The organism is Salinirubellus salinus (genome assembly GCF_025231485.1).
Taxonomy (GTDB): Archaea; Halobacteriota; Halobacteria; order Halobacteriales; family Haloarculaceae; genus Salinirubellus; species Salinirubellus salinus.
The window spans coordinates 2,509,768-2,523,739 of the sequence record NZ_CP104003.1 but is presented as its reverse complement, the minus strand read 5'-3'; the positions used below and the strand labels follow the sequence as shown (position 1 = coordinate 2,523,739).

The following is a 13,972-nucleotide window of genomic DNA, read 5'->3' as shown; positions in this document are numbered from 1 at the left end:
CTACTCGAGGTGGATGGCCGGCCGCAGCGGCTGGGCGTTGCCCGCCTTCCCCTCCGGGTCCACCGCATCCGGGTCGTCCTCGGCGTAGACCTCTACGTCCGCACCGAACTCGCGTTCGAGGAACGCGGCGGCGTCCTCGTACACCTCGACCTCGTCCAGCGCGCGCAGGTCCGCCAGCGTGTCGGCGTCGCGCTCGCGGACCACCTCGACGAGGTCCTGCACCAGCTGGTTCACGGCGTTCCCCTTCTCGCGCAGGTCGGGGTCGGACATCACCTCGCCCATCACCGCACCCACGTCGGGGCCGGTCTCGACGACCTGTTCCAGCACGTCGCGCTTCCAGTCGGCGGCGGCGTAGACGCGGATGACCTCCGGGTCGCTCCCGACCACGTCCACGATGTCGTTCACGTCGTCGGTCAGGTCCCGGACGAGCGTCTCGCGGGCCTCCACTGCGGCGGACTCCAGCGACTCGTCGACCTCGGGCCACTCCTCGGCGGGCTCGCCGGTCAGCCGCTCGTGGAGTTCGTTCGCCATGAACGGGACGAACGGGGCCAGCAGTTCGAGGCGCGTCCGCAGTACCTCGCGCTGGGTGTAGCGCGCGCCCGGCCGGTCGAGGTCGGTGCGTCGGCGGTACCAGCGCAGCGACTCCTCGAAGGCGTAGAACGCGGCCTGCGAGGCGGTTCGCGTCTCGAAGCCGTCGAGCGCCTCGGTCGCCTCGCGGACGGTCGTCTGCAGTCTGGAGAGCAGCCACTCGTCGATGGGCCGGAGGTCGGGGTCCTCGGGGGCCTCGCTCTCGATGATGCGCGCCGCCCGGTCCCAGAACCGCCGCAACTGGTCGTGGACCGTCTCGACCTGGTCGGCCCGCCAGTCGAAGTCCTGCCACGGCTCGGCGGAGTTCAGCAGGAAGAACCGGGCGGTGTCGGCGCCGTACTCCGAGACGGCCTCGCCCGGCAGGACCACGTGCCCTTTCGAGGAGGACATCTTCTGCCCCTCCAGCAGGCCCATCCCCATGATGGTGATGCCCTCGGGCCAGTTGTCCTCGTCGAACAGCTCCGCGTGGTGGTACAGGAAGAACGTCAGGTGGTTCGAGATGAGGTCGTTCGCGCTCACCCGGACGTCGACGGGGTACCAGTGGTCCCACTCCTCGCGCAGGTCCAGGGCGTGTTCGTCCGGGTCGTCGACCGCGTCCGCACCGTAGAACAGCGTGTCGAAGAACTCACGGGTCATCCCCTCGGGCGGGACGTCGTCCAGCCGGTGGGCGATGGTGTAGTACGCCATGTAGATGGTCGAGTCCGACAGCGGCTCGATGACGAAGTCCTGGTCCCACGGCAGCCGGGTGCCCAGCCCGTAGTTGCGGATGCAGGGCCACTCGTTCAGCCAGTCGACGGTGTGGGTGTACTGCTCGCGCGTGTTCTCCGGGATGGCCGTCAGCCGGTCGATGGCGCGTTTGGTCTCGGCCTTCCAGTCCTCGTCGTTGTACCGCAGGAACCAGGTGTCCTGCTTGGCCACCTCGACGGCCCCGCCACACCGGCAGACGACCTCCTCGGTGAACTCGTAGAACTGACCGAACTGCCCCGTGCGGCGGTAGTGGTCGCGGAACGCCTCGCGGACGTCCTCGACGACGCGGCCGGCGTACTCGCCGTACGCGTCTATCAGCTCACCTTGGTGGAACTCGCGGTTGTAGAGTTCCTGCGTGGCCGCCTCCAGCGCCGGGTCGTCCTGCGAGGTGACGCCGGCCTGCTCGACCGCGTCCTTCGCGGGGATCTCGCCGTACCCCTCGATGGTCAGGATGGGGATGGGCTCGAGGGCCCGGACCGCGTCGGGGTCGATGCCGTACTCGGCCAGCGAGTCGGCGTCGTCCTTGACCTCCTGCAGCGCGACGTAGTCGTCCGGGGAGTGCGCCGGCACGGACATCACGACACCCGTGGCGTTCTCCGGGTCGACGAAGGAGGCCGGGAGGACGACGACCTCGTCCTCGGTGATGGGGTTCGTCGCCTCGACGCCGACCAGTTCCTCGCCCTCGAAGGTGTCGAGGACCTCAACGGTCCGCTCCTGCAGGCGCAGTTTCTCAGCGGCCGTCTCGCTGACGACCCACGTCTCGCCGTCGACACTCGCCTTGACGTACGACCCGCTCGGCTTGACGAAGGCGTTCGTCACGCCGCGGACCGTCTCCGGGCGCAGCGTCGCCATCGGCGCGACGGCGGTGTCGCCGTCGGGCAGCGTGACGGTGAACTTGACCAGCGTGTACTCCTGGAACTCGGCCTCCTCGCCCTCGAGGATGTCGTGGGTGGTGACCGGCTGTTGCTCGTTGGTGCAGTACTTCACCGGGTGGAGCCCCTTCTCCAGCAGGCCGCGGTCGCGCAGGGTCTCGTACTGCCACGTGATGAACCGCTGGTAGCGCTCGTCGTTGGTGGTGAACTCGCGTCGCCAGTCGATGGAGAGGCCCAGCGAGCGCATCCCCTTCTTGTAGTGTTCCTCGATGAAGTAGCGGGCGAACCCCATCGGCGTCTCCAGGTCCTGCAGGGTGTCCTCGGGGACGTTGTACGTGTCCCGCAGCACGGAGAGCTGTTTCTCCTCGCCCTTCTTCAGGCGTTCGACGGCCCCGATGATGGGGGTGCCCGTGACGTGCCACGCGATGGGAAAGAGGACGTTGTCGCCCTGCAGCCGCCGGTAGCGCGCGTACACGTCCGGCACGGTGTACGTGCGGGCGTGGCCGATGTGCATCCCGCCGCTCGGGTACGGGTACGGGACGGTGACGAACGTGGGTTCGCCCGCCTCGTCCGGGTCGGCCTCGTAGGTGCCCTCCTCCTGCCAGCGGTCACGCCAGCGTTCCTCGACCGCGTGGGGGTCGTACTCGCTCATACTGCGTGCTGACGGGGGCGTCCCATAAGAAGTGCCTTACTCGGCCGTGTGGGTCGTTGGCGTGGGTCGGTGTGGTGTCTGTGGAGTCGAGCGTGTAGTGGGTGCTGCGCCGAGCGCGCCCACGCTCGCTGGTACGAGCGCGCCCGGGCAGGCCGTGTCGTTCGCTCGGTCGGGCGAAGTCCTCGGCGCGTGCGGTGAGCGGTGCCGAGCGACAGCGAGGTTCGCGAACGACCCCACGCGAGGGATGACTGAGCGGCCAACGGGAGCGAAGGAATCGGTTGGGGAGGCACGAGGGTTGTTGCTGGGCTGTGCGGTTTACCATGTACCGCGATTCGCGCGGTTGCTGGCCGTTCTGGCTATCGTCTCTCACGCGGTTCGCGGCTGTTGGTCAGCACTCTCTCCCCAAAACCACCGCCACACCCAAGAGGACACGCCACGCGTGACGAGCTCGTGGGCGAGTTCGCCGACGACGTGAACACACATCTCCGCTCGCGCCTCGCCGAGCGACGCCCCGAGTTCGACTGGGAGACGGAGTACCGGGTCGCCGGCACGCCCGTCGACGTGGGCGGCGAGTCACCGGACCAACTCGTCCTCCTGGAACTAGAGTGGCGGCGGGCCGACCCCGCGGACAACACCGCGAAACTGTTCCGTCACCTCTCGGAGGGTCGACTCGACTTCGAACGGGTCTCGGCGTTCCAGGTGTTCACGGGCTACTACGACCTCGCTTCCGGCGGCGTCTCCTCGAAGCGCGAGAACGCCGAGTTCGTGGGGCGTGTCGCCGCCGACTCGTTCGAGTATCTCACCTACCACCCGGTCGAGTTCGACCTCGTGCCGCCGAAGCGTGGCGGGGAGCGCCCCGGAGACTGGCGAGCGGTCGCGGACGAGACGGTCGACCGACTGCTCGCACTACTGTGATTCTGCTCGCCGGCCCGTCGGCGCGAGTCGCTCTTGCACCCGTCTGAACACCGCCGGGTCGACACGATAGGCCAGCAGATACGCGGCGACGAACAAGAGGAGCGTGAACGCAGGCGGGCCGAACGCCCGCAGGAGCGCCGAATCCACGGCCACCAGCAGGCCCAGTTCGACGGGGAGGTGGGCGGCCCACAGCCCGACGAGCGCGGCGACGAACCGAACACGGGTGCGGTGGGCCTCACGGGTCGTACTCGCGTACCCGCCGCTCACCCACGTGTAGCCGCCGTACGCGCCGACGACGAAGGCGACGAGCGGGGCGGCCTGTGCCGAGAGGACCCATCCGGGCACGAAGATGGACTCGGTCGTCAGGTCGTAGTACCCCGAGAGCAGGCCGCCGCCGACGGCGACCAGCGCGGCCTGCACGAGACCCCACTGGAGAGCGGCGACGTGGCCCTGACGGGCGGTGGAGGGCGTGGACATAGCCGGGAATCGGGCCGCCGTCGGAGAAAAACTACCGGCCGCTCAGGTCCCGTGCTCCCACGAGCCCATGTACTCGGCCTGCGCGTCGCTGAGGTCGTCGATCTCGACGCCCTCGGCTTCGAGTTTGACTTCCGCGACCTCGATGTCGAGGCGGTCGGGCACGTCGTGGACGCCGGCCTCGTACTCGTCGCCCGCCTCCACGAGTTCGCGCACACAGACGGCCTGCACGCCGAAGCTCTGGTCCATCACCTCGACCGGATGACCGAGGGAGATGGGGCCGGCGAGATTGACGAGTCGGCCCTCCGCGAGCACGTTCAGGCGGCGGCCGTCGGCCATCTGGTACTCCCGGACGCCGTCGCGCACGTCGGTGACGCTGGTGGCGAGGTCCGACAGCTGGTCGAGGTTGACCTCGACGTCGAAGTGCCCCGCGTTCGCCAGCAGGACGCCGTCCTTCATGACCTCGAAGTGCTCCTCCGTGACCACGTCGCGGTTCCCGGTCGTCGTGACGATCACGTCGGCCTCGGCGGCGGCCTCGCGCATCGGGAGGACCTCGTAACCCTCCATGTGGGCCTCGAGCGCGCGGCGGGGTTCGACCTCGGTCACGACGACGTGGGCGTTCTGCCCGGCGGCCTTCTTCGCGAGGCCGCGGCCGCAGTCGCCGTAGCCGGCGACGACGATGGTCTTGCCCGCGAACGAGAGGTTCGTCGTCATGGCGAGGTTGGCGAGCACCGACTCGCCGGTGCCGTGGACGTTGTCGAACAGGCGCTTCATCGGGGTGTCGTTCACCGCGAAGACGGGGTAGCGGAGTTCGCCGTCGTCGTCCATCGCGCGGAGGCGGTGGACGCCAGTGGTCGTCTCCTCGCAGCCGCCGACGATGGTGTCGATCAGTTCGGGGTAGTCCTCGTGGATGGCCGCGACCATGTCCATCCCGTCGTCGACGGTGATGGTCGGTTCGTGCGCGATGACGGCCTCGATGGCCTCGTAGTACTCCTCGTCGTCGACCCCGCGGCGGGCGTAGGAGGTGACGTTCTCGTGGGCGTCGAGCGCGGCGCTCACGTCGTCGTGGGTCGACAGTGGGTTACAGCCGGTGATGGCGACCTCCGCGCCACCCTCCGCGAGCGTCTCGGCGAGGATGGCCGTCTTCGCCTCCACGTGCATCGCCATCCCGACGACCTCGCCGGCGAACGGCTGGTCCGCGACGAACCCCTCGCGCAGGGACTCGAGGATGGGCATGTGCTCTTTCGCCCAGTCCATCTTCTTCCGGCCCGACTCGCGGGCCGTCTCCGGGTCGTCCAGCTGTTCGGAGATGGGTGCGTAGCTCATACCGGCAGGTAGGACAGGGGGCGGAAGAACCTACCGGGACGCGCCGAGAGCGCCGCCGCTGGGCGGGTAGAGAGCGTGTGTGAATGGGAGTGGTTCGTGGGTGGTGCGAGAGGGGAACGGGGGTCGTGTGGCGACAGGAGGCCTACTTCGGACCCGCGTGCTCCGGCGGGCCGCCCTTGTCGTCTTCCTCGTCGTCGTCGCTGTCGTCGTCTTCCTCGTCGTCGTCGCTGTCGTCGGCCTCTTCCTCGTCGTCCTCGGGCGCCGCGTCATCGTCGTCCTCGTCCGGACCCCTGTCCGCCGGCGGGCCACGTTCCTTGTCCTCCGGCGGGCCGCGCTCCTTGTCCTCCGGCGGGCCACGTTCCTTGTCCGCGCTGGGGCCCTTGTCCGCCGGCGGGCCGGCGTGGTCCGGACGGTTGTCGGCACCGGGGTTGTTCGCGGTGACCCAGTCCGAGATGGACTGGCCGAGGTTACGCTCCTCGGCGTCCTCGGAGTTGCGCAGGTAGTCGACGAACGCGACGACCTGCTGGCCGAACGGTCCGTTCGGCGGGACGAAGCCCTCCTCCTCGGCGGCACCGGTGGTGAACGTCTCCTCCTCGCCAGTGACGGCGGCGTTGCCGACCTCGGCCGTGGCGACGTAGACGTACGTCGTGTTGTTCTGGAGGCCGGAGACGCCCGCGTCGAACGTGCCGGCGTCGCTCAGGTTGCCGGCGTCGACGGTGGTCGCGCTCTCGCTGCCGTTCACGGCCCAGTACTCGAAGGCGACGGCGGCGCTGTCAGAGCCGTTGAGGCCCGTGAGGTCGCCGTTCAGCGTCGCCGAGGCGTTCGCCACCTCGGTCGCGTCGTCCGTCTCGACGCCCAGCGGCAGCACGTCGGCCTCGGTGGTGAACGTCACGTTCTCGCCGGCGACGCTCTCGTCGCCGGTCTCGGCCGTGGCGGCGTAGACGTACGTCGTGTTGCCCGCGAGGCCGTCGACGGCCGCGCTGAAGCTCCCGGGCGCATCGAGTTCGACCGCGGTGGTCGTCGTCGTGTTCGCCGCGTCACCGGACACCCAGTAGGTGAACGAGACGCTCGCGTTGTCCGAGCCGTTCAGCCCCGTGAGGTCGCCGTTCAGCGACGCCGACGTGTTCGTCACGTCGCTCGCGTTCGCCGTCTCGACGCCCAGCGGCTGGGTCGCGTCGTCGGTGGTGAAGTTCACCGACTCGCCGGTCGCGTCCTCCGACTCGTTCCCACGCTCGGCCTCGGCCTGCGCGACGACCACGTAGGCCGTGTTCGGTGAGAGCTCGCTCACGTCCGCGGAGAAGTTCCCCTCGGACTGCTCGCCGAGGGTCAGGACGTTCGTCGTGTTGCGCTGACCCTCCTCGTACATCCGGAACGAGACGCTGGCGTTCTCGGCGCCCTGGACGTCGGTGAGGTCACCCTCGAACGTGGCGTTCGTCGCGGTGACGTTCACCGCACCGTCGGTCTCGACGCTCACGTCGAGCGTCTCGAGCGTCGTGAACTCCTGCTCGGCGCCGACGGCCGCTGCGTTGCCGGCGCCGGCCGTCGCCACGTACACGTACGTCGTGTCCGGCGAGAGGTCGCCCACGTCGGCGGAGAACGCACCCTCGCTGGAGAGGTTGCCGGCCTCGACGGTCGTCTTGTTCACCGAGTCGTCGGCCGCCCAGTACTGGAACGCCAGGCTGGCGTTCTCGGAGCCGTTCAGTTCCGTCACGTTACCGTTCAGGGTCGCGCTGTCCACCGTCACGTCCGTCGCCGCCTCCGTCGAGACGTCGACCGACGTGTTCGCGGCCGCGTTTGCGGCCGACGCCGCCAGTGCCCCCGGCGTGAACGCCACGAACACCAGCAGCGACGCCATCGTGACCGCGAACAGTTTGCTGTTCCGTGCCATCTGTATCCGAGACACTCTCGTCGTCGAGAATAAACGGGGTCTCTCGTTCAGTCCGTTCACACGCCGTCCGTGTCTGGATATTACGGGCTTAGAACGGCGTAAATTGTTCACACTCCGGTCTCGTGGTTTAACGCCAGACCGGTCCCCCGACTGCCTGGCGTCGCCGATTGCGGCCCACCACCGCCGCTCCTATCGACGCTCGTGTGAATATACAGGTACTTATGAGCTTCTTCGGAACGACACCCATGCGAGGGTCACGGGGACAGTCGGAGTCGCTGGGGGTGTTGTTCGCCGTGGGCATCACACTCGTGCTCTCGGCGACGGTGTTCCTGAACTTCGGGTCACTGGGTGGGTCGCTCACGGACACACCACCCGGTGCGCGGATCGACGTGGAGGCGTCCGGCAGTACGGTCACGCTCACCCACGAGAGCGGTGAAGTCATCGACACCGAGGAGCTGACCCTCGTGTTCGGGCAGGGCGAGGAGACGAACCGTGTCCCGCTGTCGTCGGTGACGAGCGGCATGTTCGGGGCGGGCGACAGCCTGACGGTGAATCACGGTTTTGGCGATGGAGACCTCTCCATCAGACTGATCCACGAGCCGACGAACGGCGTCATCGTCAACGCCGAGCGGGTCATCGAGGACGCGTTCGGCGTCTCGCTCTCGGTGAGCGAGAGCGGGGGCACGTACACGTTCGACCCGACCGTGACCGGAGGTACGAAGGGAGCGCCGACGGTGGCACTCTCGGACGCCACGGTCGACGGCTTCGCCGGATCGCAGGACAAGACCGGATCCGTGGCGTTCACCGACGGCGGCGACGGCATTCGCCTGGATGGAAACCGGTGGCAGGACCGTGCGTACGACTACTACGTCACCGGCGACACCGTCGTTGCCTTCGAGTTCCGCTCCGACGCCGCCGAGGGCGAGATACAGGGGCTCTCGCTCGAGAAGGATAACAGCGTGAGTCCGGCTCGGAGCCTCCGAGCCTGGGGCTCCCAGAACTGGGGGACGGCGGTCCAGGACGTGAACGGACAGTCGTATTCGCCGGGTGACGGCTGGCGGACGTATCGGGTTCAGGCCTCGCAGCTCGGTGCGTTCTCGGCCGGGAGTAGTGATCGGATCGACCGAATCGTCTTCGTCAACGACGACGATGCCGACGCGAACGCGGACACGCAGATACGGAACGTCAGACTCTACGAGGACGGCGAGGACTACCAGTACCGCTGGGAAGTCGACGACGGCAGCGACTTCACCTTGGTCTCGAACGAACCGACGTTCTCCTCGCCCTCGCTCGACAACGGTGACGTGGTTCGACTCACCGTCCTCGACGCCGCCGGACAGACCACGACTGCCACCTACACCGTCAGTTAGCGCGGTCGACCAGCGCGGTCGCGTGCTCGCTCGCCGACTCCCGGACCGCGTCCTCGTCCAGCGTCGTCACCGTCCCGTCACGGACCAGCACCGCGCCGTCGCATATCGTGTGGCGCACGTCGCTGCCGCGGGCGGCGTACACGAGGTGGCTCACGAAGTCGTGGGTCGGGGTGAGGTGTGGCTGCTCGAAGTCGACGACGGCGAAGTCGGCGACGCCACCCGCCTCGACGCGGCCGACGGGGAGGCCCGCGGCCGCGGCCGAGCCCTCGGTCGCCATCCGCACGACGTCCGGCGCGGCGACCGCACTCGCGTCCTCGGCGGCGAGTTTCCCAACCATCGCGGCGTCGCGCATCTCGTCGAACAGGTCGAGGTCGTTGTTCGAGGCGGCGCCGTCGGTGCCCAGCCCCACCATGACGCCGGCGTCGAGCAGCTCCTGTACCGGAGCCATCCCGCTGGCGAGCTTCATGTTCGAGGCGGGGCAGTGGACGACGCTCGTGCCCGTCTCGGCGAGCAGTTCGATCTCCGAGTCGTCGACGTGGACGCCGTGGGCGACCCAGCTGTCCTCGCCGAGCAGTCCGAGGTCGTCGGCGTAGACGGTCGGCCGTTCGCCGTACTCGGCCTCGATGGGGTCGAGGTACGCCGGCGTCTCGTTCAGGTGGAAGTGCAGGGGGATGCCCGCCTCGTGGACGCGGGGGACGAACGCCTCGAAGAACTCCGTCCCGACCGTGTGCGGGGCGTGGGGCATCACCGCGGTCCGGACGCGGCCGTCGGCCGCCCCGTCGTGTCGCTCCGCCACGGCGAGCGACTCCTCGAAGTCCGCGCGGGCCGCCTCGTCGTCCTTCCCGACCGTGACGACGCCGTGACCGACCCGAGCGCGGAGGCCGGCCTCGGTCACCGCGTCCACCACCTCGTCGACCTGGAAGTACATGTCGACGAAGGCGGTCGTCCCGCTTCGCAGCATCTCGACGGCGGCGAGCCGGGTCCCTGCGCCCACGTCGCCGGCCTCGAGCTCGGCCTCGGCGGGCCAGATGTCCTCCTCCAGCCACGCCTCGAGTGGCTTGTCGTCCGCGTAGCCACGCAGGAGCGTCATCGCGCCGTGTCCGTGGGCGTTGACGAGGCCGGGCATCACGAGCGACCCGGAACAGTCGAGCATCTCGTCGCCGGTCCCCGCGAGGGCACCCACTTCGAGCACCTCGCCGGCCGACTGGTCGACGAGCACGTCCGCCCGCTCGACCGTGAGGTCGGGGCGGAGGACGTGCCCGCCGCTGAGTTCGAGCGTGGTCATGGCCGGGGAGTCGGGGGGTCGGCTGTTAGGTGTCGTGGTTCCGGGTCGGTCCGACTGACGAGGGGACGTTCGGTGGCAACCGGGCGAGCGAGACGGCCACGGCGGACCGCTCGCGACAGCGAGCGTGTCCGACGCGGGGGAGGGGTGGCGTGCCGTGACGCTGCGACAGCGGTGCCCGGCTGACGGCGGTGCGGTTCACCTGTGCCGCGACTCGCACGTCCGTCGCTCTCTACCCGACAGGACTCGGACAGCTCCCCGACGACCACACACGACGCCACGCCCCCCTCGGGACGAAAGAGCCATCCCCACGGCCGAACACCACCAGACAAGCATGCGAATCGCCGTCCCCAACAAGGGCCGCCTGCACGACCCAGCGATGCGGTTGCTCGAACGCGCCGGCCTGCACGTCGTCGACGGGGCCGACCGGAAGCTCTACGCCGACACCGTCGACCCGGACGTGACGGTGCTGTTCGCCCGCGCCGCGGACATCCCGGAGTACGTGGCCGACGGTGCCGCGGCCTGCGGCATCACCGGGCTCGACCAGGTACGCGAGAGCGGGACGGACCTCGAGTCGATGCTGGACCTCGGCTTCGGCCAGTGCCGACTCGTCCTCGCCGCGCCGGAGGAGAGCGACATCGAGACGGTCGCGGACCTCGACGGCGGCACCGTCGCCACCGAGTTCCCGCGCATCACGCGCCAGTTCCTCGCGGACGAGGGCGTGGAGGCCGACATCGCCGAGGTCTCCGGCGCGACCGAACTCACCCCGCACGTCGACATCGCCGACGCCATCGTCGACATCACCTCGACCGGCACCACGCTGCGGATGAACCGGCTCGAGATCGTGGCCGAGGTGCTCCAGTCCTCGGTCCACCTGTTCGCCCGCGAGGAGACGGCCGGCGACCCGAAGGTCCAGCAGGTCGCCACCGCGCTCGGCAGCGTCGTCGCCGCGGACGGCAAGCGCTACCTGATGATGAACGTTCCCGACGGGCGCCTCGCGGACGTGGAGGAGGTCATCCCGGGGATGGGCGGCCCGACGGTGATGGACATCGACGGGCAGGACGCCCAGGCGGTCCACGTCGTCGTCGACGAACGCGAGGTGTTCGAGGTCATCTCGGAGCTGAAGCGGGTCGGGGCGGAGGACATCCTCGTGACGGAGATCGAGCGGCTGGTGGAGTGAGCGAGGGCCGTCCGTCGGGCGCTCGCCTCACAGCACCCCGAGGATGTTCCCGATGGCGATACCCAGTACCGCCGCGATGCCGAAGTGCAACAGCACCAGCGGCGCGGCCGAGCGGAACTTCAGCCGGTAGACGAAACTGATGGCGATGAGGTCCGCGAGCAACGTGGCGACGACGACCAGCCCCACGAGCAACGAGGGGTCGAGCCCGATTCCGGCGTCGGTCTGCCCGTACTGCTGGAGGAGGATGGAGACGATGGCCGGGGGGACGGCAGCGTAGACGGCTCGCTGGGAGGGTACGTCGCCGATGAAGAACGTGGCCGCGAGGTGGAGCGTGACGGCGTAGAACAGCGTCGTCAGCAGGAAGGTGACGACGAGCGCGAGCAGTCCACCGCCCGTCACGTCCGTCTGGAGCGGGACCACGAAGGCGGACGCCGACTGGAGCATCACGCCCCGAACTACTCGGGGACCGGGTTTGTACGTGCCGATTCGGGAGATTCCGAGGGGTTCCGCCGGCTCAGCCGTCGAGCAGGCCGAGCTCCTCGAGTCGCGAGACGATCTTGTCGACCGCGTGTTCCGCGTCGACGGGCTGTTTGCCGCCGGTGATGACGAGCTTGCCCGAGCCGAACAGCAGGGCGACCACGTCCGGGTCGTCGAGGCGGTAGACCAGCCCGGGGAACTGCTCGGGCTCGTACTCGATGTTCTCCAGGCCCAGCCCGATGGCGATGGCGTTGAGGTTGAGATTGCGGCCGAGGTCGGCCGAGGTGACGATGTTCTGGACGACGATCTCGGGGTCCTCGTCGACCTCGATCTGGAGGTCACGGAGCTTGTCGAAGACGATGCGGAGGCTCTCGTGGACGTCGTCCGTTGACTTCGCGCCCGTACAGACAATCTTACCGGAGCGGAAGATCAGCGCCGCGCTCTTGGGGTTCTGCGTGCGGTAGACGAGGCCGGGGAACTGCTCGGGGTCGTAGTCCGCGCCTTCGAGGTCCATCGCCACGCTCTGCAGGTCGAGCTCCTGCCCGATACCTGTCGAGGCGACGACGTTCTCGATGTTGATGGTTTCCTTGGGGTCGCTCATGCTTCGACTTAAATCACGTATTTAACCTTTATAAAGGTGAGGGGTGGCCGCTGACAGGTCGATTCTGCGAAGGGTCCACGCGAACGCCGTTCGTCCGTTCAAATGGGGGTAGACGCCTCGTGCGGGGACTCTGTGGGTCGTTTCGCTCTCCGATTTCCGTGGTCTCACTCCGTTCGCGCCTTCGCTGTTCGCGGGTCGCTTCGCTCCCCGCTCCCCGTGCTCTCACTCCGTTCGACCACGCTACCGACACCCTGATTCCCCTCCCCCCACGACACCGGCCGTGTACGTCCTCGAACTCGCCGGACAGGGTGACGACGAACTCGCGCGCTACGAGGCCGCCAGCGCCTGCACCGGCGTCGAGGCGCTCGCGCCCGGACTGGCGACGGCGGGCGCCCTGACCGACCGGGTGGAGCGACTCGCGTTCACCCGCACGGCCTCGGCGCTCGTCGGCACCTGCGACCCCACCGTCGAGGCCGCGGTGACGTTGCTCGAGTCGGCCCCCAAGTTCGACCGCGAGGGCGAACGAGGTGTGCCCTCGGAACGTCCGAGCGGGGCCGGTGGTGCCCCGCGAGACCGCGAGGGCACCGTCCGGGTCCGCGCCCGTGACGTACAGGCGCTCGCGGGCGTCTCGACTCGCGACGCCGAACGCGCGCTCGGCGGCGTCCTCTCGGACCGCGGCTACGAGGTCGACCTCGACGCCCCCGACCACGAACTCCGGGCGCTGTTCTCCGACGACGTCTGCGCGCTCGGCTGGGTCGAACGCCGCTCGGCACGGGACTTCACCGAGCGCAAGCCGACCGACCGGCCGTTCTTCCAGCCGGGGAGCATGGACCCGATGCTCGCTCGGGCGCTCGTGAACTGCGCCGGCGCCCGCGAGGGGGCCCGCATCGTCGACCCGATGTGTGGCACGGGTGGCCTCCTCCTCGAGGCGGGCCTCGTCGGCGCGGACGTCCTCGGCCTCGACGCACAGTGGAAGATGGTCCGCGGCGCGAAGCAGAACCTCGCGGCCTACCTCGACGGCGAGGGGACCGGCGAGTACGAGACGGTCCGCGGCGACGCCACCCGCCCTCCCGTGAGAGACGACGTGGCCGACGGCGTCGTGTTCGACGCCCCCTACGGCCGCCAGTCGAAGGTGGTCGGCGACCTCGAACCGCTCGTCGGCGGGGCGCTCGCGGCCGCCCGCGACGTGGCGCCTCGTGCCGTCGTGGTCGCCGACCGGTCGTGGGCCGCGCTGGCTCGCGAGGCCGGCTGGACCGTCGAGACGGTCATCGAGCGCCGGGTCCACGGATCGCTCGTGCGCTACCTCCACCTGCTCCACGACGGCGCGCCGTACTGACCGTCGTCGTGGCCGGCGTCGTGGCTGCCGGCGGCCGCCCGTTCCAGTGGTCTGGGAACGGACATCAGGTTGAAACGTATTCTTGTGTTACACGTACGCATGCGAGTTCCCGACCCGGCGACCGACATCGACCGGGAGGTGTGGACCTACGAGTGCCCACGGTGTGCCGAGCGCGTCGAGGCCCGCGGCGCGTGCTGTTGCTCGACGTGTGGCGTCGAGATGGTGAACATCTCGAAGCCACGCGACCGGTGACCCTTTCTCGGC

Annotated in this window: 12 protein-coding genes; 5 read left to right on the top strand and 7 right to left on the bottom strand. The window is 69.1% G+C overall.

Going from position 1 to position 13,972, the window contains the following annotated elements:
* Positions 1-2,859 carry a leucine--tRNA ligase gene (gene leuS / locus N0B31_RS13445; RefSeq protein ID WP_260592141.1) on the bottom strand — a complete coding sequence of 953 codons (2,859 nt, stop codon included), beginning with the start codon at positions 2,857-2,859 and terminating at the stop codon, positions 1-3.
* A 450-nt stretch (positions 2,860-3,309) separates the two neighbouring features.
* Here leuS and N0B31_RS13440 point away from each other — a divergent pair, with 450 nt between their 5' ends.
* On the top strand, positions 3,310-3,774 hold the full coding sequence (locus N0B31_RS13440) for a hypothetical protein (protein WP_260592140.1): 465 nt from the start codon (positions 3,310-3,312) through the stop codon (positions 3,772-3,774).
* Here the strand turns inward: N0B31_RS13440 and N0B31_RS13435 are convergent.
* The 3 genes from N0B31_RS13435 to N0B31_RS13425 all read right to left on the bottom strand — a co-directional run bounded on the left by N0B31_RS13435 (position 3,766) and on the right by N0B31_RS13425 (position 7,462).
* Positions 3,766-4,251, bottom strand: coding sequence for a hypothetical protein (locus N0B31_RS13435; RefSeq protein WP_260592139.1), 486 nt, complete (start codon positions 4,249-4,251; stop codon positions 3,766-3,768). The two genes, N0B31_RS13440 and N0B31_RS13435, sit on opposite strands and share 9 nt — an antisense overlap.
* Positions 4,252-4,293: 42 nt before the next feature.
* Positions 4,294-5,574: an adenosylhomocysteinase gene (locus tag N0B31_RS13430; RefSeq protein WP_260592138.1), complete on the bottom strand. Its 1,281-nt coding sequence runs from the start codon at positions 5,572-5,574 to the stop codon at positions 4,294-4,296.
* 142 nt (positions 5,575-5,716) lie between these two features.
* The gene (locus tag N0B31_RS13425) at positions 5,717-7,462 is read right to left on the bottom strand and encodes a hypothetical protein (RefSeq protein WP_260592137.1); all 1,746 of its coding nucleotides are present in this window, start codon (positions 7,460-7,462) and stop codon (positions 5,717-5,719) included.
* A 245-nt stretch (positions 7,463-7,707) separates the two neighbouring features.
* Here N0B31_RS13425 and N0B31_RS13420 point away from each other — a divergent pair, with 245 nt between their 5' ends.
* Positions 7,708-8,832 (top strand): type IV pilin N-terminal domain-containing protein, encoded by a 1,125-nt coding sequence (locus N0B31_RS13420; protein WP_260592136.1) that lies wholly within the window; start codon positions 7,708-7,710, stop codon positions 8,830-8,832.
* On the opposite strand, the gene N0B31_RS13415 is transcribed toward N0B31_RS13420, so the two are convergent.
* A complete protein-coding gene (locus N0B31_RS13415) occupies positions 8,825-10,117 on the bottom strand; it encodes an amidohydrolase (protein ID WP_260592135.1) in 1,293 nt (430 codons plus the stop codon). The two genes, N0B31_RS13420 and N0B31_RS13415, sit on opposite strands and share 8 nt — an antisense overlap.
* Positions 10,118-10,448: 331 nt before the next feature.
* Here N0B31_RS13415 and hisG point away from each other — a divergent pair, with 331 nt between their 5' ends.
* On the top strand, positions 10,449-11,294 hold the full coding sequence (hisG, locus tag N0B31_RS13410) for an ATP phosphoribosyltransferase (RefSeq protein WP_260592134.1): 846 nt from the start codon (positions 10,449-10,451) through the stop codon (positions 11,292-11,294).
* Positions 11,295-11,321: 27 nt separating this feature from the next.
* Here the strand turns inward: hisG and N0B31_RS13405 are convergent, their stop codons facing one another.
* Both N0B31_RS13405 and N0B31_RS13400 read right to left on the bottom strand, forming a co-directional pair.
* A complete protein-coding gene (locus tag N0B31_RS13405) occupies positions 11,322-11,738 on the bottom strand; it encodes a DUF7473 family protein (RefSeq protein WP_260643989.1) in 417 nt (138 codons plus the stop codon).
* A 70-nt stretch (positions 11,739-11,808) separates the two neighbouring features.
* Positions 11,809-12,372, bottom strand: a complete 564-nt coding sequence (locus N0B31_RS13400; RefSeq protein WP_260592133.1) for a TATA-box-binding protein — start codon at positions 12,370-12,372, stop codon at positions 11,809-11,811.
* A gap of 280 nt (positions 12,373-12,652) precedes the next feature.
* Here N0B31_RS13400 and N0B31_RS13395 point away from each other — a divergent pair, with 280 nt between their 5' ends.
* Positions 12,653-13,708, top strand: coding sequence for a TIGR01177 family methyltransferase (locus tag N0B31_RS13395; RefSeq protein WP_260592132.1), 1,056 nt, complete (start codon positions 12,653-12,655; stop codon positions 13,706-13,708).
* 99 nt (positions 13,709-13,807) lie between these two features.
* Complete coding sequence (locus N0B31_RS13390) at positions 13,808-13,960, top strand: hypothetical protein (RefSeq protein WP_260592131.1); 153 nt, start codon at positions 13,808-13,810, stop codon at positions 13,958-13,960.
* The last annotated feature ends 12 nt before the right edge of the window (positions 13,961-13,972 follow it).

Coding starts and splice junctions, on each gene's coding strand:
- N0B31_RS13430 (WP_260592138.1), bottom strand. CDS start 5,574: ATGAGCTACGCACCCATCTCCGAACAGCTGGACGACCCGGAGACGGCC.
- N0B31_RS13415 (WP_260592135.1), bottom strand. CDS start 10,117: ATGACCACGCTCGAACTCAGCGGCGGGCACGTCCTCCGCCCCGACCTC.
- N0B31_RS13420 (WP_260592136.1), top strand. CDS start 7,708: ATGCGAGGGTCACGGGGACAGTCGGAGTCGCTGGGGGTGTTGTTCGCC.
- N0B31_RS13435 (WP_260592139.1), bottom strand. CDS start 4,251: ATGTCCACGCCCTCCACCGCCCGTCAGGGCCACGTCGCCGCTCTCCAG.
- N0B31_RS13425 (WP_260592137.1), bottom strand. CDS start 7,462: ATGGCACGGAACAGCAAACTGTTCGCGGTCACGATGGCGTCGCTGCTG.
- N0B31_RS13400 (WP_260592133.1), bottom strand. CDS start 12,372: ATGAGCGACCCCAAGGAAACCATCAACATCGAGAACGTCGTCGCCTCG.
- hisG (WP_260592134.1), top strand. CDS start 10,449: ATGCGAATCGCCGTCCCCAACAAGGGCCGCCTGCACGACCCAGCGATG.
- N0B31_RS13390 (WP_260592131.1), top strand. CDS start 13,808: ATGCGAGTTCCCGACCCGGCGACCGACATCGACCGGGAGGTGTGGACC.
- N0B31_RS13405 (WP_260643989.1), bottom strand. CDS start 11,738: ATGCTCCAGTCGGCGTCCGCCTTCGTGGTCCCGCTCCAGACGGACGTG.
- leuS (WP_260592141.1), bottom strand. CDS start 2,859: ATGAGCGAGTACGACCCCCACGCGGTCGAGGAACGCTGGCGTGACCGC.